We start from the raw sequence: 25494 nt of genomic DNA on the forward strand, positions 1-25494 counted from the left end.
GCGCGTCACCAGGGAATCGGCGTGCCGTCCCACGCCCAGAACGTTCCGCTCTGCGCCGGGCCGTGACGGCTCACAAGCGCCAGGATGCAGGTGGCGGCAAACGCGGGCGAGAACAGTTTGCCTGGCGGCACATTGCCCTGAAAGGGTCGGGAAAGCTGGGTGTCGGTGGTGCCGGGATGCAATGCAAGTACCGTCGACGCGGGGTTCAGTCGCTTCAGCTCGATGCTTGCAGTGCGCAGAAGCTGGTTGAGCGCGGCTTTGCTGGCACGGTAGCTGTACCACCCACCCAGGTGATTGTCGCCGATCGACCCAACCCGCGCCGACAAGGCGACGAAGGCCATCGGTTGCCGACGCAGCAGCGGCAGCAAATGCTTGAGCAGCAGAACAGGGGCGAAACAGTTGGTTGTGAAAGTGCTCAGCAACCCCGCCATGTCTAGCTGGGTCAGTGCTTTTTCAGCCCGCGCCGGGCCGTCTTGCAGCACGCCAAGCGTACTGAAGACCAGGTTCAGTTGGTCGCAGCAGGCGCCCACCTGCGCGGCCAGTGTTTGCAGTGCCTGCTCGGATCGGGCGTCGCAGTCGAGGCGAACCAACCGTCGCGCGTGCTCTGTGAACAAGGTATCCAGCGCAGGGCTGGTGGTGGCGCGTCGCGAAACGGCGAACACCAGCCCGATGTCATCGCGCGCCAGCAACTGCGTGCACAATGCCAGGCCGATCCCTTGGCTGGCCCCGCAGACCAGCACGTTGGCGGGTGTCTGAAGGTCGTTTATCAGGCTCATCGGCGTGTCCTCTTGGCTGGGCGCTGGTGCCTCGTCCTGTGATGCCTGCCAACGTTCTTGCACATGGCAGGGGCGAGCTCACAGCAGGATATAGTCGCTGTACTGCCGTAAGCCGTCATGGGGCCCTTCGATCAAGTGCACGTAACGGCCGTTCACCCAGTCGATCGGCAGGCAATCGTCGACGTCCAGTACCGCATCGGTATGCGGCTTGAGCCAGTCTGCCTGCAGGCGCTGCTTGGCCAGTTGCTTGGCCTCGGCCTTGTCCCTGGCCACCACCAGCAGGTAGCGGTGTGCCTCGCCAAACACCCCGGGCTCGTAGCCGCCCAGGTTGATGAAGAACAACCTGGGATCGTGTGGGCCAGGCGCTACCTGACTGAATTCGAGGCGGTAGTGGTCAATACCGTGGACTTCCATCCACGCGTCGATGTGCAGGCCCGTTCGGCTCCCGAACCAGGCTCGGCGCAGATGTGGGTAAGCTTGTTCAAGTGAGTCCGCCTGCGCGAACAACACATCGTGGACCTCGATATTGGCCCGTGGGTGGCGTCCACCGAGCATGACGACGTACAGCATGAGCAATTCCTTCTATCTCGACTTTCATGGGTGTTCGATAACGGGGCGCGAGGCTTGCAGAAATATGCATGCTGGGCATTAAAAACTATACATGACTCGTCAAATATCTGTACAAGCGTCTACTATTGTATAGTATTTAGCAAAGTGCTCGAGGTCAGAATGGCGCACCCTGCACGTTGGACCTGTCTATGCCTGCTGCTAGCCGCCATGTCGTCGGCGGCAGACTGGCGAGCGGAGCTGCCTGCGGCGCAACGGCTGGGCGCCGGTGATTTCACCTGGTTTGGCCTGCGGCTGTATACCGCCCGGTTATGGGCAGTTGGCCCGGTTCAGGACTGGAACCAACCGTTCGCCCTTGAGCTGCTCTATCACCGTTCATTGTCCAGGGACACGCTGGTCAAGGCCAGCCTTGAGGAAATGCAACGCCTGGGTGGCGGCAGCATGACGGCACAGCAACGCGCGGCATGGACCAGGGCGATAGAGCAGGCATTCGTGGACGTGACGCCTGGTATGCGCATCACGGGCCTATACCTGCCGGGGCAGGGCTGCCGCTTTTACGTCGACGGCAAACTGAGCCACGCGATCGACGATCCGGTGTTCGCCCGGGCCTTCTTCGCCATCTGGCTTGACCCGCGGGCCAGAGATCCCCAATTGCGTCAGCGGCTGCTTGGGCTGGCTGGCGATGACCGAGGAGCCTGAACATGTACAAAGCGCTGTTGCTGGCTGCCTGCCTGCTTCTGGGCAGTTGTGGCAATGTCGGTATCGAGCACTATGCCCAGGAGCAGCCGAAGCTGGACCTGGCGGCGTTCTTCTCGCGCCCGGTTCAGGCGTGGGGGATGTTCCAGAAGCGTTCCGGGGAGGTGGTCAAGCGCTTCCACGTGCGCATCGACAGCCGCCGCGAGGGTGAGCGGCTGATCCTCGACGAACATTTTCTTTATAGCGATGGCACACGCCAGCAACGTACCTGGACGCTGGTGCCGGACGGCCCCGGGCGCTGGCGGGGAACCGCGGGGGACGTGATCGGCGAGGCGCGTGGCGAAGTGGCGGGCAACGCGCTGCGATGGCGTTATCAACTGGACCTGCCGGTCGATGGGCGGCACTGGCAGGTAGACCTGGACGACTGGATGTACCTCATGGATAACGACACCCTGATCAACCGCTCGAGCATGAGCAAGCTGGGCGTTGAGATTGGCCAGATCACCTTGTTCTTCCGCCGCCTGCCAGAGGGCACACCATGAACCTGATCGCGCTGACCCAGCTGGTTTCGACCGGCGAAGCCAAGGAACTTGAACTGCTGTCGCTAGAGGGGGGCTTCTACCTCCTGCGCGCCCTGACCGACGCCGGCCCTGTGACATTGAGCGATGCCCAGGGGCAGCCCGTGCGCGTGCGCTCCACGACCGAACTGCGGCAGTTGCTGGTCGACCTGCCGCCGGTGCCATGCATGCTGGTGCAGCAGGTGGTGCACGATGAGATGTGCGGACAACGCGACGGCCCCATCGCGCCGCTGCGCGTACCGGTAACGCTCACCAGCCAGTGGTAGCCCGGACGATGCGCCTGGGCCTGGTGCTGGGTGACCAACTGTCGTTCGACCTGGCAAGTCTGGCGTCCCTTGACCCTGCTCGCGATGCGGTCCTGATGGCGGAAGTGGAGGGGGAGGCCCGATACGTACCGCATCATCCGCTGAAGATCATTCTCATCTTCAGCGCCATGCGGCATTTTGCCCAGGCCCTGCGTGAACGGGGTTGGCAGGTGCACTATGTCGAGCTGGATGCCGAGGGTAACAGCGGCAGCATCGTGGGTGAGTTGCGTCGATGGCAACAAGCCTTGGGCGCCACCCACATTCACTTGACCGAGTGCGGTGAGTGGCGCCTGGAGCAGGCCTTGCGTGATGCCGCACTGCCGCTTGTGTGGTTTCGCGACACGCGTTTTCTGTGCTCCCGTGAAGCCTTCGGGCGCTGGGCTACAGAACGTCGCCAGCTGCGTATGGAGCACTTCTACCGTGGCATGCGCAAGCGAACCGGCCTGCTCATGGAGCCTGACGGCAGCCCGGCAGGTGGGGCCTGGAATTTCGATGGCGACAATCGCAAACCGTTGCCACGGCAGCTGCGTGGCCCGTTCGCTGCGCATTTCGCGCAAGACGACATCACCGCAGCGGTGGTGGCCTTGGTGCGTCAGCGCTTCAGCGACCATTACGGGGGCGTCGACGGTTTCGACTACCCCGTGACCCACGCCGAGGCACAACAGCTGTGGCAGCATTTTCTGGATTTCGGCCTGGCGGCTTTCGGTGACTACCAGGATGCGATGGCCGAAGGCGAGCCGTACCTGTTTCATGCGCGCATCAGTGCGGCGCTCAACATCGGGCTTCTGGATGTGCGTCGTTTGTGCGACGACGTCGACAAAGCCTGGCGCGAGGGGCGGGTGCCGCTCAATGCAGCCGAAGGCTTCATTCGCCAGTTGATCGGCTGGCGTGAGTATGTGCGTGGCATCTATTGGCAGCGCATGCCGGCGTATGCCGGGCTCAATCACCTGAACAACGACCGGGCGCTGCCAGATTTCTACTGGACCGGGCGCACCCGCATGCGCTGCATGGCGCAAGCCATCGGGCAGACCCTGCGGTTGGGCTACGCTCACCATATCCAGCGGTTGATGGTTACCGGCAACTTCGCCTTGCTGGCCGGTATCGTGCCAACCGCGATTTGTGAGTGGTACCTGGCGGTCTACATGGATGCCTTCGAGTGGGTCGAACTGCCCAACACGCTTGGCATGGTGATGCACGCCGATGGCGGCTACCTGGGGTCCAAGCCGTACTGCGCCAGTGGTCGTTATATCCAGCGCATGTCCGATCATTGCAAGGCTTGCAGTTACAGAGTCGACCAGGTGACCGAAGAGGAGGCCTGCCCGTTCAATGCCTTGTATTGGCATTTTCTCATTCGCCATCGCCCCCAGCTCTCGGCTAACCCGCGCCTGGCCCTGGTTTATCGTAGCCTCGATGGCATGCCCGCTGGCCGTCGCGATGCCGTGTGGCAACGTGGCCAGTCATTGCTGGCGCGGCTCGATGCGGGGCAGGCGTTATGAAAAAGAGCCTTCTGCCCAGCAAGGTTTGCGTGGTGTGTGGCCGGCCGTTCACCTGGCGCAAGCGCTGGGCACGCTGTTGGGAGCAGGTGCGTTACTGCTCCGAGCGATGTCGCCGGTCAGCGCCGCGCCGCGATGCGCGCCAGCAGGGGCAGGGCCAACGCCCATATCGGCATCAGTAGCAGGCCGGTTTCCAGCGCGCCCAAGGGCAAGGTGACACCTGCCAGCCTGGCGCCGCCTACGTAGGCCAGAGGGCCGCCAATCGCCCCCAGCAGTGCGCCGATTCGCCAGTGCCTGCCGGCCCATGCCAGGCTGTGACGCATCCCGCTGGCCAGCACCAACCACAGCAGCGCTAGCCACAGCGGCAGGGGCCAGGCGTCGAAACCGAACACCCCCAGTGCTCCCAGCGCGCTGTCGAGCACACAGCCGATAAAGGTGACGCGCACCAGCGCCTTGACCTCGGCATGGATGTCCGGGCACAGGCGCAGGTGCACTGCCACGCCCGGAATCACCAGCAGCAACAACAAGGGCCGCTCGGCCCCCAGCACGCAGACCCACCAGCCGGCTTGCAGCCAGAGGGCATTGGCGATCAGCCAGCGGCTGCGCATCAGGCACTGCCAGGCAAGGGCGCGCGGCGTGCCTGGGGTGCTGCCCAGAGCAGGTGCGCAACACCGATGGCGCGTTCCTCGAAACCGCCTTGGCAGTAGCAGAGGTAAAACTCCCACAAGCGCTGGAACATGTCATCGTAGCCAAGGTCCGTCAGCGCAGTGCGTGCCTGACGCAGGTTTTCGCGCCAGTGTCGCAGGGTGTGGGCGTAGTCCAGGCCAAAATCTTCCATGTGCACAAGGTTCAGGCCAGTGTGCCGGCTGGCGGTGTCGAGCAACACGCTCAGCGAAGGCAGGGCGCCACCGGGGAAGATGTAGCGCTGGATAAAGTCGACCGAGCGCTGCGCTTGGGCATAGCGCTGGTCGCGGATGGTGATCGCCTGCAATAGCATCAGGCCTTCAGGCTTGAGCAGCGAAGCACACTGGCGGAAATACACCGGCAGGTAGCGATGGCCAACCGCTTCGATCATCTCGATGGAAACCAGTTTGTCGAACGTGCCTTGAAGGTCGCGGTAGTCTTCGCGGAGCACTTGCACACGCTGCCCCAACCCCAGGGCCTGAACGCGCTCCAGGGTATGGCTGTACTGCGCCTCGGAGAGCGTCGTGGTGGTGACCCTGCAGCCGTAACGGGTGGCTGCGTGGATAGCGAGGCTGCCCCAGCCGCTGCCAATTTCCAGCAGGTGATCGTCAGGTCTCAGTTCGAGCTTCTGGCAGATGCGCTCCAGCTTGTGCAGCTGGGCCTGCTCCAGTGTTTGCCCAGGGTGTTCGAATTGCGCAGCCGAATACATCATGGTGGGGTCAAGCAGCCGCTCGAACAGGGCATTGCCCAGGTCGTAGTGGGCCAGAATGTTGCGCCGGGCTCCACGCTTGTCGTTGCGGTTGAGCCGGTGCAGCAGGCGCAGGGCAGGGCGGCCCAGGCGGGCCAGGCCGCCCTCGAGCGCGTCGAGCACTTCGAGGTTGGCGACGAACAGGCGGGTCACCAGCGCCAGGTCGGGGCTGCGCCAATAGCCGTGAATGTAGGCTTCGCCAGCACCGATCGAGCCATTGCCGGCGATCAGGCTCCAGGTGGCGTCATCGAGGATCTCCACCTCGGCCTGCAACGGGCTGTCGGCATCACCGAAACTCCACTGCTGCCCGTGGCTGAGCAGGCGCAGGTGGCCGTGACGCAGCTTGCCCAACTGGGCGAGCACGGCGCTTCGTGCCAGCCCGCCGAGCAGTGGCGCAAGGCCTGCGAACTTGCTAACGCTCAGGGTGGGATTTGACATCATCAAGGTCCTCGCAAGGTTGGCCGAGTGCCAGGTCACCCTGGCAGGTGGTGTGGTCGTGCACGGGGGTGCGTTTGAGTAACAGGCGAAGCGCTTGCCAGTAGATGGCCGAGACAGTGCGCAGGCTCATCCATGGGAAGTTCAGGACATACCGCCGCAGCGCTGCTCCATCCAGTGGCTTGCGGCGCAGGGCGAGGTCGGCCTCGAACACCTTTGTGCCGCCTTGCCAGTTCTGCATCTGAATGCGTACATGGTCCGTGTCCAGGAAGAAGCGCAGGCGATAGTCCATGTCCAGCGGCATGAATGGCGACACATGGAAGGCCTTGGCCACGCTGAAGGGCTTGGCAAGGTTGCCTTGCACCGGTAGCACGTAATGAAAGCGTTCACGCCAGGGTGTGTTGCGCACTTCCATCAGGATCGCGCTCAGGCGCCCGTCGCGGTCATGGCAGAAATAGAAACTCACCGGGTTGAACGACAGCCCCCAGCAACGCAGTTGCGTGAGCAGCTGTACCCGGCCTTCGGGCAGATGCCCCGTCGCCTGCCCGACCAGCAAGCGTGCAGCCTGGGCCAGCGATTCGCCTTGGCGGGTCAGGGCGGGCAGGTAGTCGGTCTCGCGCCAGCACAACGGCGCCAGGCGCCAGTGTCCCAGCAAGCGTGACAGGCCCATCAGCCAGGATTGTTCGTCCAGGTCCAGGTAGAACATGCCGATCCGGTAGCGGAACGCGTGGACCCGCGGCGTCAGCCGTCGGTGGCTGATCCAGCCCAGGCAGAGGCTGCTGTTCACAGGTGCTCTCCGAAGTGCGCGGCCACCTTCAGTGCGCTGACCACCCCGTCTTCATGAAAGCCATTGCCCCAGTAGGCACCACAAAAGTAACTGTGCTGCTGACCCTGCAGTTGCCCTTGGCATGCCTGGGCAGCCGACGCTGCAACGCTGTACTGGGGATGGGCGTACTGGAAGCGGGCGATGACCTGCGCCGGGTCTATCAGTGCGGTTTGGTTGAGGCTCACACAGAAGGTTGTCGGTGCCTGGATACCCTGCAGAATATTCATGTTGTAGGTCAGCGCGGCGGGCGCCCGCTCAGGGCCGCCCAGGCGGTAGTTCCAACTGGCCCAGGCGCGCTGGTGGCGTGGCAGCAGGCGGGTATCGGTGTGCAGCACCACGTCGTTGCTGGCGTAATCGATGGCGCTGAGTACGGCGCGCTCCTGGTTGCTGGGGCTTTCCAGCAGCGCCAGGGCCTGATCACTGTGACAAGCGAACACCACATTGTCGAAGCGTTCGGTGCCGGCCGCGCTCACGAGGGTCACGCCACCTTCGTCGCGGCTGACGCGGTAAACCTTGCAATTGAGGCGGATGCGCTCAGCAAACGGTCGGCACAGCGGCGCGACATAGCTGCGCGAGCCGCCTTTGATCACCCGCCACTGTGGGCGTTGGTTGACCGACAGCAAGCCGTGGTTGCGACAGAAGCGCACAAAGAACTCGAGCGGGAAGTGGAGCATGTCTGCGCGAGACATCGACCAGATCGCCGACCCCATTGGCACGATGTAATGATCGATGAAGCGTTGCCCATAGCGGTTCGCTTGAAGGTAGTCGCCCAGCGTGGTGCTGGCATCGATACGCTGGTTGTCCAGGTCGGCCAGTGCCTGACGGTTGAAACGCAGAATGTCCCGGATCATCCCCCAGAACCCTGGGGACACCAGGTTGCTGCGTTGGGCGAACAGGGTGTTCAGGTCGTGACCGTTATATTCCAGGCCCGTCATCGGGTCATGCACGGAAAAACTCATCTCGGTCGGCTGTGAAGGGACCTTGAGCTGGTCGAGCAAGCGGATGAAGTTCGGGTACGTCCAGTCGTTGAAGACGATGAAACCGGTATCTATCGCATGCTGCTGGCCTTTCCAGACCACATCAAGGGTGTGGGTGTGGCCCCCGACCCATTGCTCGGCCTCGAAAACCGTGACTTCGTGCTGGCGTGACAGCAAATGGGCGCAGGTCAGCCCCGCGATGCCACTGCCGATGATTGCTATACGCATGGATCATCATTCCTGTTCATGACGGGCGAGGCGTTGGCCCAGCGCCAGGCGCAGGCGCGCGGGCAGCGCCCCGAGCAGGCGCAACACCCAGGTGAAAAGACCGGGGAAGTTGATTTCCAGGGGGCGGCGGGGCAGGCGCCTGGCGATATGCCGGGCGGCACGCTGCGCAGACCACAGCTGTGGCATGGGGAAATCGTTGCGACGGGTCAGTGGCGTGTCCACGAAGCCTGGGCTCACCAGGGTGACCGCGATGCCTTCGCGTGCCAGGTCGATTCGCTGTGACTCCACCAGATAGCGCACCGCGGCCTTGGACGCGCCATAGGCGCCGGCGCGGGGCAAGGCCAGCCAGGTTACCGAACTGCCCATCACCACCAGGTGGGGGCGCTGGCCTGCGCGCAGCAAGGGCAGTGCTGCCGCCAGGCAGTAGCTGACGCCCAGCAGGTTGGTGCGCATGACGCGCTCGACCAGCGCCGGATCGAAATGCCCAGGCTCCAGGTATTCGCAGGTGCCGGCATTGAGAATGGCCATGTCCAGGCCTCCCCAGGCCTGCTCGATATGCGCAGCGATGCCGGCGACCTGCTCCGGGTTGTCAAGATCGCCAATGGCCAGCAATACCTGCCCAGGAAACCGTTCGGCCAGCGGGGCAAGGCGGTCGGCGTTGCGCCCGCCCAAGGCGACCTGGTGGCCTTGTTCCAGGAGGATTTGTGCGAGCGCGGCACCGATACCGCTGCTGGCGCCGGTCAGCCAACAGCGGCTCATGCCAGCCTGCCTTTGAGCCAGCGGATCGCAGTGCCCATGACGGGAAGGTGTTCATAAAGCAGGGCACCGGCGTCGAAATAGTCCTGGTGAAAATGCACACGGTCGCGCCAATGCAGGCAGCTGCAGCCTTGCAACGTGATCGGCTGGCCCCCCGCCAGGCGCGGGTGGCAAAACTGCAGTGTCCAACGCAGGTACCCCTGCCCGGGCTTTACCTCGTCGGCGCTGGTGAAGGCGTAGCGGATATCGGTGGCGTTGGCGTACAACTGCTCGAAGTAGGCGCGCAGGGCCTGCAGCCCCTGTATCTGGTGCAGGGGATCACGGAAGGTGACATCGTCGCTGTACAGTTTATCCAGCGTGTCGAGGCTCGCCCCATCAAGGCGGGCGAAGCGCTCGGCGAACTGCTGTAGGTACGCTGACATACTGGGCTCCAGGAATCCTGTACAACATTGAATTGTTGTACAGGTATAACTGAAGCCTAAGCTTTTATCTATACAAGTCAACGTCCTTGTATAGGTTTTTTGTCAGCGCTTGGCCTGGCCCTGCTGCCGGCGCAGTTCTGCCACTTCAGCCTCCAGCTCGCGAACCCTTTCCTCGGCGAATATCTGCGCTGTGACATCGCGCTGGATGCCGATGTAGTAGGTTAGCTGGTCCGCCTCGTTGTGCACGGGTGTGATGGACAACTCGTTCCAGAACAGGCTGCCGTCCTTGCGGTAGTTGCGCAGCACCTGGCAGCAAGGGCGGCCTTCGCGGATCGCCTCGCGGATAATTGCGATGCCCGGCTGGTCGTGATCCTCGCCCTGAAGAAAACGGCAGTCCTGATAGAGGATATCGTCGGCGCAATAGCCGGTCAGGCGCTCGAAGGCCGGGTTGACGTAGATAAGGATGCTCTCATTGCCTTCCTGCTCGGCGACAACGATGCCATCGTTGGAATGTTCGACCATCAGTTGCAGGAGTTTTGCATTGATCATGGGGCTCACCTACAGGCATTTCGTATGCGATGTGCGCCAAAGGCTTCCGTGCAGTAGCTTTTGGCGCTGTTTGTTGCATGATGAACCAAGGAGGCTCGCCGCAGAAGGTGCATCTGGGTTTAGAATGTATCACCCCTTGAATGACACCTCGTTATGACCGACGCCACCCCACCCGAATTGCTACCCATGCGCGATGTGGTCAGCCTGACCGGCATCAATCCGGTGACCTTGCGTGCCTGGGAGCGGCGTCATGGGTTGATTCGCCCGCAGCGCACCGAGGGCGGCCATCGCTTGTACACGGCCCAGGATGTCCAGCGCATACGTGACATCTTGCGCTGGACCGCCAACGGCCTGCCCATCAGCAAGGTGGGTGACAGGCTCGCCGGCCAGCCTGAGGCGCCTGTGCAGCAGCCCTCGGCCTTTGACGACTGGCGCGCCGCCGTTGCGCGCGCTTCCAGGGCATTCGATGCGCAGGCGCTGGAAGCTATCCATGGGCAGCTGTTCACACTCTTGCCAAAGGCCACGGTGCTGCGGGACGTGCTGATGCCGGTTTGGCATGAGCTGGCTTCAGGCACTGCGCCAGGCCAGCGTAGCCAATGGTTGTTTCTCGATACGTTCTTGCGCGCCCGGCTGCTGCTGCGCTTGCAGATGAACCAGGTCGATGCGCCGCGGGTGCTGCTGGCGGGTACCGAGGGTCAAGCCGAATGCCAGGTGTTGTGCGCCGGGCTGCTGTTGAGCAGCGAGCGACAACGCATCGAAGTGCTCGGCTGCGGGCAGCCGCTGGAAGAGCTCCCGCTGCTGTGTGCGGCGATGCAGCCAGCGGCACTGGTGATCGCGCTGCAGCCACCGGTGAGCCCTGCCTTGGCCAAGCGCCTGCGCTCCCTGCAGATGGACATTGCTTGTCCGCTGGCCTTGACGGGCGAGGGGCTGGCCGGTGTGCAAGCGGCCTTGCACGGGCTGCCGGTGTGCCTGCTGGACGAGCAGGGTGCTGACGTCGCGCGTGTGCTTGACGCCTTGCTCAGGGGGGCGCTGGACGTTTGAGCCTGGCCCTGCGCGATGCTCAGGGTGGTTGGGTCGTTGCTCGGCATGCTTTTGGCCCTTATCGGCGTCGATGAACAAGATCCTCAAGCAGTCGGGGAGCAACACGCCGGTCATCGGCTTCCGTCTGCTACGCCGTTTCCAATGTCCTGTTAGCGGTCTGTGGGCCGGTGATCATTGCGCTGACCGGCACCTGAGACCTCATTGCTCACGCGGTGTTTTCAGGTTTGGACGGGGCCGCGTGCCACTGCTCCTTGGGCACCCATTTGGGCTGCTCGGGATCGCTCAGGTAGTGAGGCGACATGATTTGCACCCCATACTCGTTGAACACGTCCTGGATATTGGCGTGCAACAGGCTCAAAAGCTGCGCGCGTGGCCTGGGCTCTGACGGGATGGCCTGGGCCACTAATCGATACTCGGGGTAGAAGTCCGACAGTGCCGTCTGGAATACCTGGGGCATGGGCGTTTGCAGCACGCCGTCGGTGCGCCGAGCCGCTTCCAGTAACATCGCCTCGACCTGACGCCACGGGGTGTCGTAGCCAATGGTCACCACGGTGTCGACCACATAGCCTGGCCCTTGCACGATTCGTGAGTAGTTCTTGGTCACCGAGCCGGTAATCATCGAGTTGGGAAGTGTCAGCACCTCGCCAAGCCCGGTGCGAATGGTCGTGGTGAACATGCCCACTTCGGTCACCGTGCCCTCGTAATCACCCACACGTACAAATTCACCGACGCGCAGCGTGCGCGTGTAGGTGAGAATCAGTCCGGCGGCGCCTTGGCCGATGACACTGGTCGCCCCCAGTGAAACCATCAGACCGAGCAACACTGACAACCCCTTGAAGGCATCGGTACCCGAGCCGGGTAGATAGGGGTAGGCCATCACCAGGGCGAAGAGCCAGATCGCCAGCGACGTCAGGCGCATGGTCGGTTGCAAGGTTTCGGCGGTCAGCCATTTCAATGTGCCCGGGCGTGCCATGCGCCTTAGCACACGTTTGGAGAAAGCGCTGATGCCCCGGGCGATGAAGAAGATCGACAATGCAACGGCCAGGCCGGGCATGGCACGCAAAATACCGCTGATCAGGTAGTTGAGCAGCGCCATCAGGTGGATATTGAGGCTTTCCCCCCAAGACCTTGTGTAGGGGAACTGAGACAGCACGAAGCCCAGCCATTGGTAGCAGAACAACAACACGACCAACCAGTACAGCAGCCAGAGTGAGCGGTCGATCAGGTAGTACAGGTTCTGCAGGTCGAACAGTTGCGTGTGGCCGACCTTAAGGCGCTCGGAGTGTTTGCCCATCAGTTTAGGCAGCAGTCCAAGGAGCTTGCGTCGACAGTAGCCTGCGGCCTTTACCAGCATGAAAAAGACCAAGGTTGCTGCAGCGCTGTAGCCTATCGCGGTGAGCAAGAACCGCAGGCTACGCGCCTGGCGGGTTTCCTCGACAACAAGGCGCAGGTTCTCGGCGGCCTGCTCGGCGGCTTCGCCTGTGGTAATGGTATCGGCCGCAGCATCCAGTGGCGTCACGATGAATGCACGGCGCCCGCCCAGCAGCACCAGGTAGCTGTGCAGGATAGGGTCGACGCGAACCTCCAGATCGTTTGTTTCCTGAAGCGTATCCTCGATGACCTTCTTGGCGCGCTGGGCACGCACCGTGGGTGTTTCGCCCAGCAGCGTCGCACGAAAGACCAGCACCGTGCGGTTGATGACGGTCAGCGGCGCGGGTTCGGCAATCACACCCTCTATCTCTGGCCCAGGCTGAGGGGTGTCCGCATGGAGCAGGGGCGAGAACAGCACGTGGATCAGTAGCATTAGCCCAGCAGCCCGCCCGAACCTGCGCTTGTTGCCCATTTAACAGCCCCTGTGCCGGCGTGTGGATTGCTACCAGCATAGTCGGCTTCAGCCAGCATTCAGTGGCTTAGTTCGCGGGCACGAGGATCACGAAGTTCTTCTTCATGTCTTCCACTACGGTCCATTTGCCCTTGGCGCCCGGTTCGATAATGAACGTGTCGCCAGCGGCCAGTGTGACCGGGGCGCAACCCTCAAGCTCAATGACGCAGCATCCACTCAGGACGTGGCAGAACTCCCAGACTTTGTAGTCAATGCGCCACGCCCCGGTGCTGGCTTCCCATTCTCCGGAAATGCGACCTTGCTGTTCATCGTGATAGTACTTGGACGTCAGCGTGTGAGGGGTACCTTCCAGGACTTCTTCAAAAAACGGAAGGTCGCGCAGCGGTTGGATATCCAGTTCGCGGAACACGGTCAGTTTCTGGTTCATGGCTGTTTCTCGAGCACGTTGTGAGTAGGGCGATACATTAAATAGGCTTCACCGGTGACGCCCAGCATCGGGTGCGGAACGATCTGGCAGGTTTTAACAATTTGAAAACCATGACGTTCGTAGAAGCGGCGTGCACCATGGTTTTCTGCGTAATCGATCAGGCACAACCCATCAAGGCCCGCGTCGTCAGCGCGCTGCTGGGCGTGGCGAAGAAACTGGGCGCCCAGCCCCTGGCTCCGCCAGGCTTCATCCAGCGCCAGGCTGGATATGTACAAGGTATCGGGTATTTCCATGTCGGAATAAGGCGCGAGGACGGGGTCGGTCTCGACTGGCCTGTCAGGCGTTGCGCGCAAGGCATAGCTATGCATCATGCCGATGACGCGCCCTTCGAAAGTGGCCATCAGGCAGTTCTTGTATGAAAAGTCGCCCTGTTCTCTGGCATAGCGAGACGCACCGACACTCAGCAAGGCTTCTCCAGGTGCGGCGAGCTTGCTCCATATGTAATCGGCCATGCCCTCCGATGTCAGTTGAAAGAAGCGCGCAATATCATGCGCGTCCGAGACTCGAGCGGGTCTGAAGTCGATAGGCATGCACAGTGCTCCCATGGTGCCGGGGGGCAGTATTCAAGGGCTACGCCTTTGGCAGGGAGGCAGGGTAGACGGTTATAGCGGTTCCCATGATGCTCTGCGCGAACACCATCAGCATGGCCTGCGACACGCCTCATGGCCCGACCGATTTCAGGAGCAGGGACGCTCCGCCGGCGCCACCTGCACCGGGGTCATGCGCCAGTGCCCGGGCGGTTGGCAAGCAACTCGGCGACCAAGGCGCTGGTATCGACGATATCCAGTTGCGCCAGGCATCGCACGGGCAGGCGAAAGGGGGCGATGCTGTCGGCCACCAGTACCCGTTCGAACGCGCCGCTGTCGAACAGCTCGCCACCGGTGGTGAACAGGCCGTGGGTGGCCGCAGCCAGTAGGCGGCTGGCTCCGGCCTGCCGGCAGGCCTGGGCAGCGCGCAGCAGCGTCTGCCCCGTACTGATCAGGTCGTCGAACACGATAACGGTGCTGCCTGCCACGTTACCGACCAGGTGTTCGCCGCTCAGGCCTGCCTGTTGGCGGTGTTTTTCCATCATGGCCACCGAGACCGGGCGCGCCAGCAGGTGCGCCAGGACCTGGCGAAACTGCTCCGCACGTTTGACGCCACCCATATCTGGCGACACCACCGTGACCGCCTGCTCACCGAGGAGCGGGGCCAGGCGTTGGGCGAACAGTGGGGTGCATTGCAGGTTCCAGCTCGGGATTCGGTAGGCGTTGTCGAAGGCGCTGGGGTTGTGCACGTCCAGCGCCACAATGCGGTCCACGCCGCAACTTTCCATCAGCCGAGCCACATGGCGGGTGATGATAGCGTCCTGAAACTCCACCTTGCGGTCCTTGCGACCGTAACAGAGGTAAGGCGTGACTGCCGTCACCTGGCGGGCAGCAGCGTCCTTGAGCGCGCCACAGAAGAACAACAACCGGCATAGCTTGTCATGCGCGCTGTGGTGCGCGTCACCATACAGCGAGTGGAAGACGATGACCGATCGACCGTCCACCGATTCGCCAGGCCAGCACTTGTGCTCTCCGTCCTCGTAGTCGCGCTCTTCATGTGCAGACAGTGTCCTGCCCAGGCGTTGCGCCACGGCATTCCCATAGGCCTGGCTGCCTTGCAAGGCGAACAGTAACGGCGGTGTGTCATTCATGCCCTGCGCTCCAGAGGTCGTTCACAGCAACATGAGCTGCATGGCACTGTGCGGTTTGATGAATATCTAGTCGAGCATAGCCAGCGGGCGATCGTTCAACCGTGAATCGCCAGAATACTGGAGTGAACCTTGTACAGGGTTTGCTCGGTAGTACTGCCGACGACCTTGCTCATCCCCTCGTGGTAGAGCGTGCCCATCACCACCACATCGAAGCCTTGCTGGTTCGCGTATTCGCTGACCACGTTACGGGCAGCGCCCCGCACCAGGTGCAGGTGATCTGGCTTGATGCCATAACGGCCGCCGAACGTCGCCATGCGCTCGCGCGCACGACCGGACATTTCCTCGACCAGTTTGTCGGTCCAGGCCACGGGTGCGGCGGCATAGGCGACGAAGCTGGCGCTGGGTTCGTAGGCCTGCAGCAAATGCAGCTGCGCCTTGCAGCGTTGTGCCAGTGCCTGTGCCGATTGCAGGATGTGGTCGTTGAGCTTGTCGATCACCGGGTCGTGCTCGACCAGGTCCACGGCGACCAGTATGCGCGCTGGCAGCTGCGTTTCAGCCTGGGCTACCAGGTGCAGCGGGATCGGGCAGCGGCGTAGCAATTGCCAGTCCAATGGCGTGAGCAGGGCACGGCTCAAGGCGGTTTCGTGCTGGATGTCCTTGATCACCATCCCGACCCGGTGCAGTTGGGCCAGCCGGATCAAGTCCTTGAGCGGGTCTTGATCGTCCAGTGTCTCGGCGTAGGCGGTAATGCCCAGCTCGCCCAGCGCCTTCACCTGCTCAGCGAGCCAAGCCTTGCGATGCTCGGCGTCCTGCTTGCGGGCGTTTTTGCGTAGCACCTGGTCCAGAGTTGCCAGGCGCGAGGGCAATTGACTGAGCGCCACCAGGTGCAAGGTAGCACCTGTCGCACTGCTCAGCGCTTGAGCACGCGTCAGGGCAGGCGAAGGGTGCAGGTCTGGATGGCAGATCAGCAGCAGTCTTGAGTAAGTATTCATGATGGCCTCCACCGCGGTGGCAGCCTCGATGAAGGCCCACCGGTTCAGGCCAAGCGTGACGCAGTGGGGCTCGATGACCTTGATATTTATCAAGATTGGCTGAATGCGGTGTACTCATGACCGGGTCGCAGAGCTCGGCATGTTTCTCGCTGCGCATCAACACTGTTCGCTGTTGTACAGCTGATCAGCAGTGATGTCGTCCTGCAGGCATTAAAGCTGCTTCGAGTAATCTCTATGTCATTGTAAATAAAGAAAATATTTATTGGCATGGATTGTGTTGATAGAGCATTGAGAGGCGCCGAAACAGGGTGCCGAGCCTATCGATCAGGAGCTCCCATGCCACGTGAAATTCGTTTGAACGCCTTCGAGATGAACTGTGTCGGCCATCAGTCGCCCGGACTCTGGAGGCACCCCAAGGATCGCGCCTGGCAATACAAGGATCTGGAGTACTGGACGGATCTGGCCAAGTTGCTTGAGCGCGGTAAGTTTGACGGCATCTTCATCGCCGACGTGATCGGCATCTACGACGTGCTGGGTGGCAATGGCGATGCGGCCATCCGCCAGGCGACCCAGGTTCCGGTCAATGATCCGCTGGCGCTGATCACCCCGATGGCGCTGGTTACCGAACACCTCGGTTTTGGCCTCACCGCCTCGCTGACGTTCGAGCACCCGTATCCTTTCGCCCGGCGCCTGTCGACCCTGGATCACCTGACCAAGGGGCGCATCGGCTGGAACATCGTTACCTCGTACCTCGACAGCGGCGCGCGCAACCTCGGGCAGAAGGCGCTGAGCGACCACGATGCGCGCTACGACTACGCCGACGAATATCTTGAAGTGCTCTACAAGCTGTTCGAGGGGAGCTGGGAAGAGGGCGCTGTGCTGCGTGATCGCGAGCGCGGCATTTTCAGCGATCCCAGCAAGGTTCATGAGATCCGCCACCAGGGCAAGCACTTCCAGGTGCCCGGCATCCACCTCTGCGAGCCTTCGCCGCAGCGCACGCCGGTGCTCTATCAGGCGGGGGCGTCGAGCCGTGGCAAGGACTTCGCAGCCGGACACGCCGAGTGCGTGTTCGTCGCCGCACCGTCCAAGGTGATCCTGAAGAAAACCGTGGCCGACATCCGCCGTCGCGCTGCCGAGGCCGGGCGTGATCCACGCAAGGTGCTGATCTTCAACCTGCAGACAGTGATCGTCGACGAGACCGACGCCAAGGCTCAGGCCAAGTGGCAGGAGCTCACGTCATATACCAGCTACGAAGGTGCGCTGGCGCTGATCTCGGGATGGACGGGTATCGACTTCGGCCAGTACCGGCCCGACCAGGTGCTCAAGCATATCCATACCAATGCCATTCAGTCGGCAGTGGAAACCTTTTCCACCGCCGACCCCAATAAGCAATGGACGGTGCAGGAACTGGCCGATTGGGTTGGTATCGGCGGCTTCGGCCCGCTGATCGTCGGCAGTGCGCAGACGGTCGCCGACGAGCTGCAAGCCTGGGTCGAGGAAACCGACGTGGACGGCTTCAACCTGGCTTACGTCCTGGCCCACGAAACCTTCCGCGATGTGGTCGAGCTGTTGGTGCCCGAGTTGCAGAAACGCGGTGTGTACAAGACCGAATATCGTTCCGGAACCCTGCGCGAGAAGCTGTTCGGGGATGGCCCGCGACTGCCCGCCAACCATCCTGGCGCCGGCTATCGTGACCTCAGCCAGCAGCGCGAGAACGTCGGTGTCAACCTGGCCGAGCCGGCCTGAATCGGCAGAGGAGTCATTGCATGAGCATTCATGAACGCTATCTGCCGTTGCCCGACGTAGTGGCCGACAGCGCCCTGACGGCGCTGCAGCGTTGGGCCAGAGAACGGCCGACACAAATCGCCCTGCGTCATCGCCGTCTTGGTGCGTGGAAGGCCTGGCGCTGGATCGATGTGCAGCACGAGGTCGAGCGGGTTGCCAACGGCTTGCGCCAGCAGGGGTTCGGCCCCGGGCAGCGCCTGGCATTGAGTGGCGCCTTCGAGCCGAGCCTGCTGATTCTGGCGTTGGCTGCCCACCCGCTTGGCGGCCACAGTCTGGTGATTGGCCGCGACAGCCGTGGCGATGAGCTGCAACGGCAACTGCGCCAGGCGCGTCCGACGTTCGCCTTCGTCCAACGCCGTGAAGACGTGTCGCACTGGTTGGGCAGCGGCCTTGCCGAGCTGTGGCCACTGCGTTTGTTTTCCGCCCAGGCCAATGTCGTGAGCAACGGCTTGTGGCAGGTGCAGCCGCTGTCGACGCTGTTTGTCGGCGAGGCGCCGGTGGCGCAGCGTCAGGGTTGGGCGCAGGGCGCCGAAGATGACGTGCTGTGGGTCGATGAGGGCACCGAATGGCATGAGGGATTGGGGCATTTGCTGAGCCGTTGGTTGCACCATGGCGAAAGTCTAGCCTTCCCGGAAACGAGCGAGTCTGCTGGTCGCGACCGTCGCGAAATCGCCCCGACCGGGTTGTTGTTGTCCGCTGCGGGGGTCGAGGCGCTGGCGGGCGAAATCGATGCCCGCCTGGCGCCACCAGGCAGTTGGCGACGGCGTCTGTGTGACTGGACGCTGGAAAATCCACACCAGGGCTTGCGTCGCTGGCTGAAGCAGCGGGTGCGGCGTCTGCTCGGCTTCCATCGCTTGCGCCGGATCGAGGTGCCAAGTGCGTCTGCCAGCGTGGCGCTACAAGGCCCGGCACGCTTGTCATGGCTGCACGAATATCTGGAGCGCGCGGCATGAGTGCTTTGCTGGAGGTGCGCAACGTGTCGCTGTCGTTCAAGGGCGTGAAGGCGATTTCCGACTTGTCCTTCAGCGTCAGGCGCGGCGAGATCTGCGCCCTGATCGGGCCGAATGGCGCCGGCAAGAGCTCGCTGCTGAACATCCTCAATGGCGTCTACCGGGCCGATGCCGGCCAGCTGTTCTTCGCCACCGAGCCGTTGCGCCGGCCGCACCCGCTGCAGGCGGCGCGGCTGGGGATCGGCCGTACCTTCCAGAACAATGCGCTGTTCAAGAAGATGAGTGTGCTGGACAACCTGCTTACCGGTCTGTCGCGTTTCCAGCGCAGTTTCTTTCTCGAACAGGCACTGGGCCTGCCACGTGCCCGGCGCGAGGCCCGGGCTTTCGCCGAGCGTGCCGAGCAGGTGCTGGAGTTCCTCGAGCTGCAGCCCTGGCGCGACGTTGCCGTGGGCAGCCTGGCCTATGGCCTGCAGAAACGCGTGGAGCTGGGGCGTGCGCTGATCGCGCAGCCGACCCTGCTGCTGCTCGACGAGCCGATGGCGGGGATGAACGCCGAAGAGAAACAGGACATGAGCCGCTTCATCGCCGATATCAACCGTGATCTCGGCACCACGGTGATTCTCATCGAACACGACATTCAGGTGGTCATGGGGCTGTCCAGCCACGTGGTGGTGCTGGACTACGGGCGCAAGGTCGGCGATGGCACACCGGCCGAAGTGCAGGCCAATCCCGATGTGATCGCCGCCTACCTGGGAGCGCCGCACGGATGAACTTCTTCCTGGAAACCTTGATCGGCGGCTTGCTCGCCGGCACCCTGTATTCGCTGGTGGCCATCGGCTTCGTGCTGATCTACAAGGCCAGCGGCGTGTTCAACTTCGCCCAGGGCGCGATGCTGCTGTTTGCTGCGCTGACCTTCGTCAGCCTGCACGAGCAGGGCCTGCCGTTCGCCCTGGCGTTGGCCCTGACCGTACTGGTGATGATCGTCGGCGCGCTGCTGATCGAGCGCCTGGTGCTGCGGCCCCTGGTCAATCGCTCGCAGATCACCCTGTTCATGGCCACCCTTGGCCTGTCGTTCATCATCGAGGGCCTGGCCCAGGGCTTGATGGGCGCCCAGGTACGCGCGCTGGATCTGGGCATCGAGGACGTCCCGCTGTTCGTCGGCGAACTGATGATCAGCCAGTTCGACCTGGTTGCCTCCGGCGTTTCCGCCTTGTTGGTGGCGGTGCTGGCGCTGCTGTTCAACAAGACCCGCATCGGTGTGGCCTTGCGGGCGGTGGCCGACGATACCCGCGCGGCGCTGTCGCTGGGCATCAACCTCAACCGCATCTGGCAGATCGTCTGGGCCGTGGCCGGAATGGTCGGGCTGGTGGCCGGGCTGCTCTGGGGGGCGCGTCAGGGCGTGCAGTTCTCACTCTCGCTGGTCGTGCTCAAGGCGCTGCCGGTGCTGATCATCGGCGGCTTCACCTCGATTGGCGGAGCCATCGTCGGCGGGCTGATCGTCGGTGCCGCCGAGAACCTCGCCGAAGCCTACATAGGCCCGCTGATCGGCGGCGGCATCACGCCCTGGTTCGCTTATTTCCTTGCCCTGATCTTCCTCTACATCCGTCCGGCCGGCCTGTTCGGCGACCGGGCCACCGAACGGGTATGACGCAATGACCGCTACCGTTTCACGCCTGGGCGCCGGCTTCGACGAGGCGCCGCTGACCCTGGTGCGCCGTCGCTGGCCAGTGGGCCTGCCGTTGTTGCTGCTGGTGGCCTTCGTCGGCTTGCCCTGGCTGGGCAACGACTACTGGCTTAACGCGATCCTGATTCCCTTCCTGGTGCTGTCGCTGGCCGGGCTGGGGCTGAACTTGCTGACCGGCTACACCGGGCAGACCTCGGTCGGTGCCGCCGGCTTTATGGCGGTGGGCGCCTTCGCCACCTACGGCCTGCTGCTGCGTGTGCCTGGGCTCCCTTTGCCGCTGGCGCTGATCGGCGGCGGGCTGATTGCCGGCCTGGTCGGCTTGCTGTTCGGCATACCCAGTTCGCGGATCAAGGGTTTCTACCTGATGGTCACCACGCTGGCTGCGCAGTTCTTCCTCGAATGGGTGTTCGCCAAGTTTCCCTGGTTCTACAACCATGCCTCGTCCGGCACCATCAGCGCACCGCGCCTGGAGTTGTTCGGCCACAGCCTGGCCTCGCCGGTAGATCGCTACCTGCTGACCCTGAGCTGCGTGGTGCTGCTGACCTGGGTCGCGGTCAACCTGGTGCGCAGCCAGGTCGGGCGCAACTGGATGGCGATCCGCGACATGGACACCGCCGCCTCGGTGATCGGCATTCCGGTGGAGCGCTACAAACGCCTGGCCTTTGCCGTCAGCTCTTTCTACCTGGGCATCGCCGGGGCGCTCTGGGCCTTCGCCTACCTGGGCACGTCCAGTGCCGGCAGCTTCGATATCAACCGCTCGTTCCAGATCCTCTTCATCATCATCATCGGTGGCATGGGCAGCATCGCCGGCAATTTCATCGGCGCGGCTTTCATCAGCCTCACACCGATTCTGCTCAGCCATGCCGGGCAGTGGCTGTTCGGCGGCAACGTCGATGCCGGGCAATTGCAGAACCTGCAGAAGATCCTCTTCGGCAGCCTGATCATCTGGTTCCTGATCAAGGAGCCGGAAGGCCTGGTACGCCTGCTCGGCGACCTGCGCGAACGCATCAGGGTCTGGCCGCTGCGATTCTGAGCACGACCGCCTCTTTCCATGAACCTTGACCCGACCGCGGGAAAGGAGGTTTTCACCCCAGCACAAGAAGTTCACACCATGCGCAAAACCTTGCATCGTCACCTGCTCGTCAGCCTCTTCGTGCTTGGCGCCCAGGCCCTGTCTCCGGTCGTCACCCAGGCCGCCGACAACCAGCAGTTCATTCCCATGGCCACCTACCGGGTCGGCGCCTATGCCTCCAGCGGGATTCCCTGGTGGGCCGGAGAGATCGACTACTTCCGTTACATCAACGAGGTCGAAGGCGGCATCAACGGCGTCAAGCTGGTCTGGCAGGAGTGCGAGACCGAGTGGAACGTCGACCGTATCGTCGAGTGCTACGAGCGCTACAAAGATGGCAAGGATGGCGCGCCGACGGCGTTCTTCTTCACCCACAGCACTCCGGGCTCCTATGCGCTGATGGAGAAGGGCGCGGCCGACCGCATCCCGCTGATCGATGGTGCCGGCGGGCGCACCGAGTCTACCGACGGCAGCGTGTTCCCCTATGCCTTCCCACTGCTGCTGAACTACTACGGGCAGGCCTCGGTGGGCATCAACTACATCGCCGAGCGCGAGGGCGGCTTCGACAAGCTCAAGGGCAAGAAGATCGTCACCGTCTACCACGACTCGGCGTATGGCCGGGAAACCCAAGCGCCGATGAAGCTGCTGGCGGAAACATACGGCTTCGAGAACATCCAGATCCCGGTGGCCGATCCGGGCAATGAGCAGTCGGCGCAGTGGCGCCAGGTGCGGCAGATCAAGCCAGATTGGGTGTTCCTGCGTACCTGGGGCGTGTCCACTCCGGTTGGCATAAAGACGGCCGCACGCTTCGGCATCCCGGTGGAGCGCATCATCGGCGACGTCTGGGCCGGCTCCGAGGCCGACGTGCTCCCTGCCGGCACGGCGGCCAAGGGCTACCAGGCCCTGGCGCCGTTCCCCGGTGGCGACGGTTTCGAGATTCACCAGCGCCTGCGCCAGCACATCCTCGATGCCGGCAAGAGCGACCTGAAGGATAAGCGCTACTTCGGCAAGGTGTACTACAACATCGGCCTGATCAATGCCGCGATTGCCGTCGAGGCGCTGCGCACCGCCCAGGGCAAGTTTGGCAACCGCCCGCTCAATGGTGAGGAAGCGCGCTGGGGCTTCGAGCACCTGAATATCGACGCCGCGCGCCTCAAGGCCAGTGGCTTCGAAGGGCTGCTGCCACCGCTGCAGCTGTCCTGCTCTGATCACGAGGGCGGTGGTGCGGCCCGCGTTCAGCAGTGGGACGGCGAGAAATGGGTGCTGGTGACCGACTGGATCCAGGCTGACCGCACCACCTTGCGTCCGCTGATCGAGGCCAAGTCCGCCGCCTATGCCCAGGAGAAGGGCATCACCCCGCGTAATTGCGCCAACGAGCAATAAACCCCCATGACCTGCGCCCGGCCACCGTCGCGTGGGCCGGGCGCCTGAGGAGAAAGACCATGTATGCAACGCTGAAACGCGGTGTCGCCGCCTTTGGCCTGGCGCTCGCGAGCTACGCCGCGATGCCGTCGGCGGCCCAGGCGGCCAATGAACAATTCTTCCCGCTAGCCACCTACCGAGTCGGTGCCTATGCCTCCAGCGGCATTCCGGTGTGGGCCGGGATGATCGACTACCTGCGCTACATCAACGACGTCGAAGGCGGCATCAATGGCGTCAAGCTGGTCTGGCAGGAGTGTGAGACCGAGTGGACGGCGGAGAAGGGCATCGAGTGCTACGAGCGCTTCAAGAACGGCCTCAATGGCGCTCCGGTAGCGGTCTACCAGCCCAATGGTGCGCCGGCTGCCTATGCCCTGGCGGACAAGGCCGAGGCCGACCGGATCCCGCTGATCACCCTCGGCTATGGTCGAACCGAGGCCACCGATGGCCGCGTCTTTCCCTACAACTTCCCGGTGATGCTGACCTTCTACAGCGAGGCTTCGGCATTCATCAACTACGTGGCCGAGCGCGAGGGTGGGCTGGACAAGCTCAAGGGCAAGAAGATCGCCACCGTCTACCACGACTCCGCCTATGGCCGGGAAACCCAGGGGCCGCTGAAGCTGCTGGCGGAGAAGTACGGCTTCGAGAACATCCAGATTCCCGTCGCCGACCCGGGTAACGAGCAGGCCTCGCAGTGGCGCCAGGTGCGCCAGCTCAAGCCGGACTGGGTATTCCTGCGCACCTGGGGCGTGTCCACCCCGGTGGCGATCAAGACTGCGGCGCGCTTCGGCTTTCCGGTCGATCGCATCGTTGGCGACATCTGGGCCAGCTCCAATGAAGACGTGCTGCCGGCCGGCGAGGCGGGCAAGGGATATCTGGCCCTGACGCCCTATCCGGGCGGTGCCGACTTCGACATCCACCAGCGCATCAAGGCACACATCCTCGACAAGGGCAAGAGCGACCTCAAGGATCCGAAGAGCTTCGGCAGCGTCTACTACAACTCCGGCCTGGTGAATGCCGCCATCGCCGTCGAGGCGATCCGCGCCGCGCAGAAGCACTTCGGACCGCGGCCGCTCAATGGCGAGGAAGGTCGCTGGGGCTTGGAACACCTCGATCTCGACGATGCGCGGCTCAAGGCGATCGGTTTCCTGGGGCTGATGCAGCCGCTGAAGCTGTCGTGCAGCGACCACGAGGGGGGCGGTGCCGTCAAGGTGCAGCAGTGGGATGGCCAGCAGTGGAAGCTGATCACCGATTGGGTGCAGGCCGATCATGTCACCCTGCGCCCCCTGATTGACGCCAAGGCTGCCGAGTACGCGAAAGAGAAAGGCGTGACCCCCCGTGCGTGTGACGCGCCGTGAGCGCTCGCTTTTCACCTGTGGCAGGAGCTTTAGCCGCGACCGGCACGGGCAACGCATTTCAAGGCTTTGGGGCGGCAGGCGCCGCCCGCTGAACGACGACCAGAGGGCAACAATCCATGACCAGTGCGACTCTTCCAGCCGCCGTCAGCAGTGAGCTGCTGGCAGTGGAGGACATCGAAGTGATCTACGACGGCGCAATCCTCGCCGTGGCCGGTGTATCCCTGCGGGTCGGGCAGGGCGATATCGTCGCCTTGCTAGGCGCCAACGGTGCTGGCAAGAGCACCACACTCAAGGCTATTTCCGGCCTGGTGCAGGCCGACCGGGCGCAGGTCAGCCGTGGCCATATCCGCTTCCAGGGGCAGGACACCGCCGGTGTCGCGGCCAACCTGCTGGCACGCCAGGGTATCGTCCATGTGCTGGAAGGACGGCATGTGTTCGCCCACCTGACCATCGAGGAAAACCTGCGCAGTGGCGGCTTCCTGCGTAACCCGACGCGGCGCCAACTGGAGCAGGATCTGGAGCGCATCTATGCCTGGTTCCCGCGCTTGAAGACCAAGCGCAAGACTCAGGCTGGGCTGACTTCCGGCGGTGAGCAGCAGATGCTCGCCATCGGCCGCGCGCTGATGACCAAACCGCGCCTGGTGCTGCTCGACGAACCCTCGATGGGCTTGGCGCCGATCCTCGTCGAGGAGATCTTCGCCATCGTCGCCCAGCTCAATGCGCAGGAGGGCGTGAGCTTTCTGGTGGCCGAGCAGAACATCAACGTTGCCCTGCGCCATGCTAGCCATGCCTACATCCTGGAGAACGGCCGGGTGGTGGGTGAGGGCAGTGCTGCCGAGCTGGCCGCGCGGGAAGATATTCAGCATTTCTACCTGGGCGGCAAGGCTGACTGAGCGGTGGCGAGGGCTGTGGAACGCTGTGGTCATACCGCCTTTTACTGAGTAGGTGATGTTCCATTCAACGCGGCCCAGGCCGCGTTTTTTTGTCCTGACGAAAGCGCTGTGGCGCCGGCAACAGCAGTTGTGCAGATTGCTCCGCAGACGGTGCATCATATTGTTGAGTAGATTGTTCAAGTGATTGAATAACAATGATTTTTTCTGTTGGCATGGTTGTTGGAATAACTGGATTTACAGCGCCTGGAAAGGCGC

General features: G+C 63.0%; 28 protein-coding genes. 14 read left to right on the forward strand and 14 right to left on the reverse strand.

The features are described from left to right. Positions 1-5: 5 nt before the first annotated feature. Complete coding sequence (locus tag AC3WLP_RS02880; protein ID WP_088512289.1) at positions 6-776, reverse strand: SDR family NAD(P)-dependent oxidoreductase; 771 nt, start codon at positions 774-776, stop codon at positions 6-8. 78 nt (positions 777-854) lie between these two features. Continuing rightward, on the reverse strand, positions 855-1346 hold the full coding sequence (locus AC3WLP_RS02885) for a DUF1543 domain-containing protein (protein WP_088512288.1): 492 nt from the start codon (positions 1344-1346) through the stop codon (positions 855-857). Positions 1347-1505: 159 nt separating this feature from the next. Between AC3WLP_RS02885 and AC3WLP_RS02890 the strand changes: the two genes are divergently transcribed. From AC3WLP_RS02890 to AC3WLP_RS02910, 5 genes are read left to right on the forward strand one after another with little or no spacing between them, the layout of a single operon-like run. Beyond that, positions 1506-2042, forward strand: coding sequence for a chalcone isomerase family protein (locus AC3WLP_RS02890; protein ID WP_012052726.1), 537 nt, complete (start codon positions 1506-1508; stop codon positions 2040-2042). Positions 2043-2044: 2 nt separating this feature from the next. Further along, positions 2045-2581 (forward strand): DUF3833 domain-containing protein, encoded by a 537-nt coding sequence (locus AC3WLP_RS02895; RefSeq protein WP_012052725.1) that lies wholly within the window; start codon positions 2045-2047, stop codon positions 2579-2581. Continuing rightward, on the forward strand, positions 2578-2883 hold the full coding sequence (locus AC3WLP_RS02900; RefSeq protein ID WP_012052724.1) for a DUF6482 family protein: 306 nt from the start codon (positions 2578-2580) through the stop codon (positions 2881-2883). The genes AC3WLP_RS02895 and AC3WLP_RS02900 overlap by 4 nt, the downstream gene beginning before the upstream one ends. A gap of 8 nt (positions 2884-2891) precedes the next feature. After that, a complete protein-coding gene (locus AC3WLP_RS02905; RefSeq protein WP_014756352.1) occupies positions 2892-4418 on the forward strand; it encodes a cryptochrome/photolyase family protein in 1527 nt (508 codons plus the stop codon). Next, a complete protein-coding gene (locus AC3WLP_RS02910; RefSeq protein WP_003254007.1) occupies positions 4415-4597 on the forward strand; it encodes a DUF2256 domain-containing protein in 183 nt (60 codons plus the stop codon). Before AC3WLP_RS02905 ends, AC3WLP_RS02910 begins: the two co-directional genes overlap by 4 nt. Here AC3WLP_RS02910 and AC3WLP_RS02915 read toward each other — a convergent pair. The 7 genes from AC3WLP_RS02915 to AC3WLP_RS02945 form a co-directional block, all read right to left on the reverse strand. Then, a complete protein-coding gene (locus AC3WLP_RS02915) occupies positions 4535-5023 on the reverse strand; it encodes a DUF2878 domain-containing protein (RefSeq protein WP_088512287.1) in 489 nt (162 codons plus the stop codon). The two genes, AC3WLP_RS02910 and AC3WLP_RS02915, sit on opposite strands and share 63 nt — an antisense overlap. Next, complete coding sequence (locus AC3WLP_RS02920) at positions 5023-6285, reverse strand: SAM-dependent methyltransferase (protein WP_088512286.1); 1263 nt, start codon at positions 6283-6285, stop codon at positions 5023-5025. Before AC3WLP_RS02920 ends, AC3WLP_RS02915 begins: the two co-directional genes overlap by 1 nt. Continuing rightward, positions 6260-7069 (reverse strand): DUF1365 domain-containing protein, encoded by an 810-nt coding sequence (locus AC3WLP_RS02925; protein ID WP_014756355.1) that lies wholly within the window; start codon positions 7067-7069, stop codon positions 6260-6262. The genes AC3WLP_RS02920 and AC3WLP_RS02925 overlap by 26 nt, the downstream gene beginning before the upstream one ends. Next, entirely contained in the window at positions 7066-8313 is a 1248-nt protein-coding gene (locus tag AC3WLP_RS02930; RefSeq protein WP_088512285.1) for an NAD(P)/FAD-dependent oxidoreductase, read from the reverse strand. Before AC3WLP_RS02930 ends, AC3WLP_RS02925 begins: the two co-directional genes overlap by 4 nt. Before the next feature lie 6 nt (positions 8314-8319). Further along, positions 8320-9072: an SDR family NAD(P)-dependent oxidoreductase gene (locus tag AC3WLP_RS02935; RefSeq protein WP_088512284.1), complete on the reverse strand. Its 753-nt coding sequence runs from the start codon at positions 9070-9072 to the stop codon at positions 8320-8322. Continuing rightward, a complete protein-coding gene (locus tag AC3WLP_RS02940; protein ID WP_003254001.1) occupies positions 9069-9491 on the reverse strand; it encodes a nuclear transport factor 2 family protein in 423 nt (140 codons plus the stop codon). The genes AC3WLP_RS02935 and AC3WLP_RS02940 overlap by 4 nt, the downstream gene beginning before the upstream one ends. A gap of 102 nt (positions 9492-9593) precedes the next feature. Further along, positions 9594-10040, reverse strand: a complete 447-nt coding sequence (locus AC3WLP_RS02945) for a PAS domain S-box protein (protein WP_012052718.1) — start codon at positions 10038-10040, stop codon at positions 9594-9596. A 153-nt stretch (positions 10041-10193) separates the two neighbouring features. Between AC3WLP_RS02945 and AC3WLP_RS02950 the strand changes: the two genes are divergently transcribed. Continuing rightward, entirely contained in the window at positions 10194-11081 is an 888-nt protein-coding gene (locus AC3WLP_RS02950) for a MerR family transcriptional regulator (protein WP_012052717.1), read from the forward strand. 205 nt (positions 11082-11286) lie between these two features. On the opposite strand, the gene AC3WLP_RS02955 is transcribed toward AC3WLP_RS02950, so the two are convergent. The 5 genes from AC3WLP_RS02955 to AC3WLP_RS02975 all read right to left on the reverse strand — a co-directional run bounded on the left by AC3WLP_RS02955 (position 11287) and on the right by AC3WLP_RS02975 (position 16174). After that, positions 11287-12924 carry a mechanosensitive ion channel family protein gene (locus AC3WLP_RS02955; RefSeq protein ID WP_012052716.1) on the reverse strand — a complete coding sequence of 546 codons (1638 nt, stop codon included), beginning with the start codon at positions 12922-12924 and terminating at the stop codon, positions 11287-11289. A gap of 67 nt (positions 12925-12991) precedes the next feature. Continuing rightward, positions 12992-13351: a cupin domain-containing protein gene (locus AC3WLP_RS02960; RefSeq protein ID WP_003253997.1), complete on the reverse strand. Its 360-nt coding sequence runs from the start codon at positions 13349-13351 to the stop codon at positions 12992-12994. Then, a complete protein-coding gene (locus tag AC3WLP_RS02965) occupies positions 13348-13941 on the reverse strand; it encodes a GNAT family N-acetyltransferase (protein ID WP_012052715.1) in 594 nt (197 codons plus the stop codon). The genes AC3WLP_RS02960 and AC3WLP_RS02965 overlap by 4 nt, the downstream gene beginning before the upstream one ends. A gap of 188 nt (positions 13942-14129) precedes the next feature. Beyond that, complete coding sequence (locus AC3WLP_RS02970) at positions 14130-15089, reverse strand: ribose-phosphate diphosphokinase (protein WP_088512283.1); 960 nt, start codon at positions 15087-15089, stop codon at positions 14130-14132. Positions 15090-15184: 95 nt separating this feature from the next. Beyond that, entirely contained in the window at positions 15185-16174 is a 990-nt protein-coding gene (locus AC3WLP_RS02975; protein WP_088512282.1) for a universal stress protein, read from the reverse strand. Positions 16175-16417: 243 nt separating this feature from the next. Between AC3WLP_RS02975 and AC3WLP_RS02980 the strand changes: the two genes are divergently transcribed. From AC3WLP_RS02980 to AC3WLP_RS03015, 8 genes are all read left to right on the forward strand, one after another. Continuing rightward, positions 16418-17827, forward strand: a complete 1410-nt coding sequence (locus tag AC3WLP_RS02980) for an LLM class flavin-dependent oxidoreductase (RefSeq protein ID WP_004576517.1) — start codon at positions 16418-16420, stop codon at positions 17825-17827. 20 nt (positions 17828-17847) lie between these two features. Next, positions 17848-18819 (forward strand): AMP-binding protein, encoded by a 972-nt coding sequence (locus AC3WLP_RS02985; protein ID WP_088512281.1) that lies wholly within the window; start codon positions 17848-17850, stop codon positions 18817-18819. Continuing rightward, positions 18816-19586: an ABC transporter ATP-binding protein gene (locus AC3WLP_RS02990; RefSeq protein WP_003253991.1), complete on the forward strand. Its 771-nt coding sequence runs from the start codon at positions 18816-18818 to the stop codon at positions 19584-19586. The genes AC3WLP_RS02985 and AC3WLP_RS02990 overlap by 4 nt, the downstream gene beginning before the upstream one ends. Next, the gene (locus AC3WLP_RS02995; RefSeq protein WP_003253990.1) at positions 19583-20464 is read left to right on the forward strand and encodes a branched-chain amino acid ABC transporter permease; all 882 of its coding nucleotides are present in this window, start codon (positions 19583-19585) and stop codon (positions 20462-20464) included. Before AC3WLP_RS02990 ends, AC3WLP_RS02995 begins: the two co-directional genes overlap by 4 nt. Positions 20465-20468: 4 nt before the next feature. Continuing rightward, positions 20469-21533 (forward strand): branched-chain amino acid ABC transporter permease, encoded by a 1065-nt coding sequence (locus AC3WLP_RS03000; protein WP_088512280.1) that lies wholly within the window; start codon positions 20469-20471, stop codon positions 21531-21533. A 78-nt stretch (positions 21534-21611) separates the two neighbouring features. Continuing rightward, positions 21612-22952 carry an ABC transporter substrate-binding protein gene (locus AC3WLP_RS03005; RefSeq protein WP_088512279.1) on the forward strand — a complete coding sequence of 447 codons (1341 nt, stop codon included), beginning with the start codon at positions 21612-21614 and terminating at the stop codon, positions 22950-22952. Between the two features lie 59 nt (positions 22953-23011). Continuing rightward, complete coding sequence (locus tag AC3WLP_RS03010) at positions 23012-24346, forward strand: ABC transporter substrate-binding protein (protein ID WP_088512278.1); 1335 nt, start codon at positions 23012-23014, stop codon at positions 24344-24346. Between the two features lie 116 nt (positions 24347-24462). Next, entirely contained in the window at positions 24463-25239 is a 777-nt protein-coding gene (locus AC3WLP_RS03015) for an ABC transporter ATP-binding protein (RefSeq protein ID WP_003253986.1), read from the forward strand. Positions 25240-25494: the final 255 nt, after the last annotated feature.

It is taken from the genome of Pseudomonas sp. FW305-E2, from assembly GCF_058782925.1.

Excerpts from the sequence above, each read along its gene's own strand:
- AC3WLP_RS02880 (WP_088512289.1), bottom strand. The coding sequence starts at position 776 with ATGAGCCTGATAAACGACCTTCAGACACCCGCCAACGTGCTGGTCTGC.
- AC3WLP_RS02885 (WP_088512288.1), bottom strand. The coding sequence starts at position 1,346 with ATGCTGTACGTCGTCATGCTCGGTGGACGCCACCCACGGGCCAATATC.
- AC3WLP_RS02890 (WP_012052726.1), top strand. The coding sequence starts at position 1,506 with ATGGCGCACCCTGCACGTTGGACCTGTCTATGCCTGCTGCTAGCCGCC.
- AC3WLP_RS02895 (WP_012052725.1), top strand. The coding sequence starts at position 2,045 with ATGTACAAAGCGCTGTTGCTGGCTGCCTGCCTGCTTCTGGGCAGTTGT.
- AC3WLP_RS02900 (WP_012052724.1), top strand. The coding sequence starts at position 2,578 with ATGAACCTGATCGCGCTGACCCAGCTGGTTTCGACCGGCGAAGCCAAG.
- AC3WLP_RS02905 (WP_014756352.1), top strand. The coding sequence starts at position 2,892 with ATGCGCCTGGGCCTGGTGCTGGGTGACCAACTGTCGTTCGACCTGGCA.
- AC3WLP_RS02910 (WP_003254007.1), top strand. The coding sequence starts at position 4,415 with ATGAAAAAGAGCCTTCTGCCCAGCAAGGTTTGCGTGGTGTGTGGCCGG.
- AC3WLP_RS02915 (WP_088512287.1), bottom strand. The coding sequence starts at position 5,023 with ATGCGCAGCCGCTGGCTGATCGCCAATGCCCTCTGGCTGCAAGCCGGC.
- AC3WLP_RS02920 (WP_088512286.1), bottom strand. The coding sequence starts at position 6,285 with ATGTCAAATCCCACCCTGAGCGTTAGCAAGTTCGCAGGCCTTGCGCCA.
- AC3WLP_RS02930 (WP_088512285.1), bottom strand. The coding sequence starts at position 8,313 with ATGCGTATAGCAATCATCGGCAGTGGCATCGCGGGGCTGACCTGCGCC.
- AC3WLP_RS02935 (WP_088512284.1), bottom strand. The coding sequence starts at position 9,072 with ATGAGCCGCTGTTGGCTGACCGGCGCCAGCAGCGGTATCGGTGCCGCG.
- AC3WLP_RS02940 (WP_003254001.1), bottom strand. The coding sequence starts at position 9,491 with ATGTCAGCGTACCTACAGCAGTTCGCCGAGCGCTTCGCCCGCCTTGAT.
- AC3WLP_RS02945 (WP_012052718.1), bottom strand. The coding sequence starts at position 10,040 with ATGATCAATGCAAAACTCCTGCAACTGATGGTCGAACATTCCAACGAT.
- AC3WLP_RS02950 (WP_012052717.1), top strand. The coding sequence starts at position 10,194 with ATGACCGACGCCACCCCACCCGAATTGCTACCCATGCGCGATGTGGTC.
- AC3WLP_RS02955 (WP_012052716.1), bottom strand. The coding sequence starts at position 12,924 with ATGGGCAACAAGCGCAGGTTCGGGCGGGCTGCTGGGCTAATGCTACTG.
- AC3WLP_RS02960 (WP_003253997.1), bottom strand. The coding sequence starts at position 13,351 with ATGAACCAGAAACTGACCGTGTTCCGCGAACTGGATATCCAACCGCTG.
- AC3WLP_RS02965 (WP_012052715.1), bottom strand. The coding sequence starts at position 13,941 with ATGCCTATCGACTTCAGACCCGCTCGAGTCTCGGACGCGCATGATATT.
- AC3WLP_RS02970 (WP_088512283.1), bottom strand. The coding sequence starts at position 15,089 with ATGAATGACACACCGCCGTTACTGTTCGCCTTGCAAGGCAGCCAGGCC.
- AC3WLP_RS02980 (WP_004576517.1), top strand. The coding sequence starts at position 16,418 with ATGCCACGTGAAATTCGTTTGAACGCCTTCGAGATGAACTGTGTCGGC.
- AC3WLP_RS02985 (WP_088512281.1), top strand. The coding sequence starts at position 17,848 with ATGAGCATTCATGAACGCTATCTGCCGTTGCCCGACGTAGTGGCCGAC.
- AC3WLP_RS02990 (WP_003253991.1), top strand. The coding sequence starts at position 18,816 with ATGAGTGCTTTGCTGGAGGTGCGCAACGTGTCGCTGTCGTTCAAGGGC.
- AC3WLP_RS02995 (WP_003253990.1), top strand. The coding sequence starts at position 19,583 with ATGAACTTCTTCCTGGAAACCTTGATCGGCGGCTTGCTCGCCGGCACC.
- AC3WLP_RS03000 (WP_088512280.1), top strand. The coding sequence starts at position 20,469 with ATGACCGCTACCGTTTCACGCCTGGGCGCCGGCTTCGACGAGGCGCCG.
- AC3WLP_RS03005 (WP_088512279.1), top strand. The coding sequence starts at position 21,612 with ATGCGCAAAACCTTGCATCGTCACCTGCTCGTCAGCCTCTTCGTGCTT.
- AC3WLP_RS03010 (WP_088512278.1), top strand. The coding sequence starts at position 23,012 with ATGTATGCAACGCTGAAACGCGGTGTCGCCGCCTTTGGCCTGGCGCTC.
- AC3WLP_RS03015 (WP_003253986.1), top strand. The coding sequence starts at position 24,463 with ATGACCAGTGCGACTCTTCCAGCCGCCGTCAGCAGTGAGCTGCTGGCA.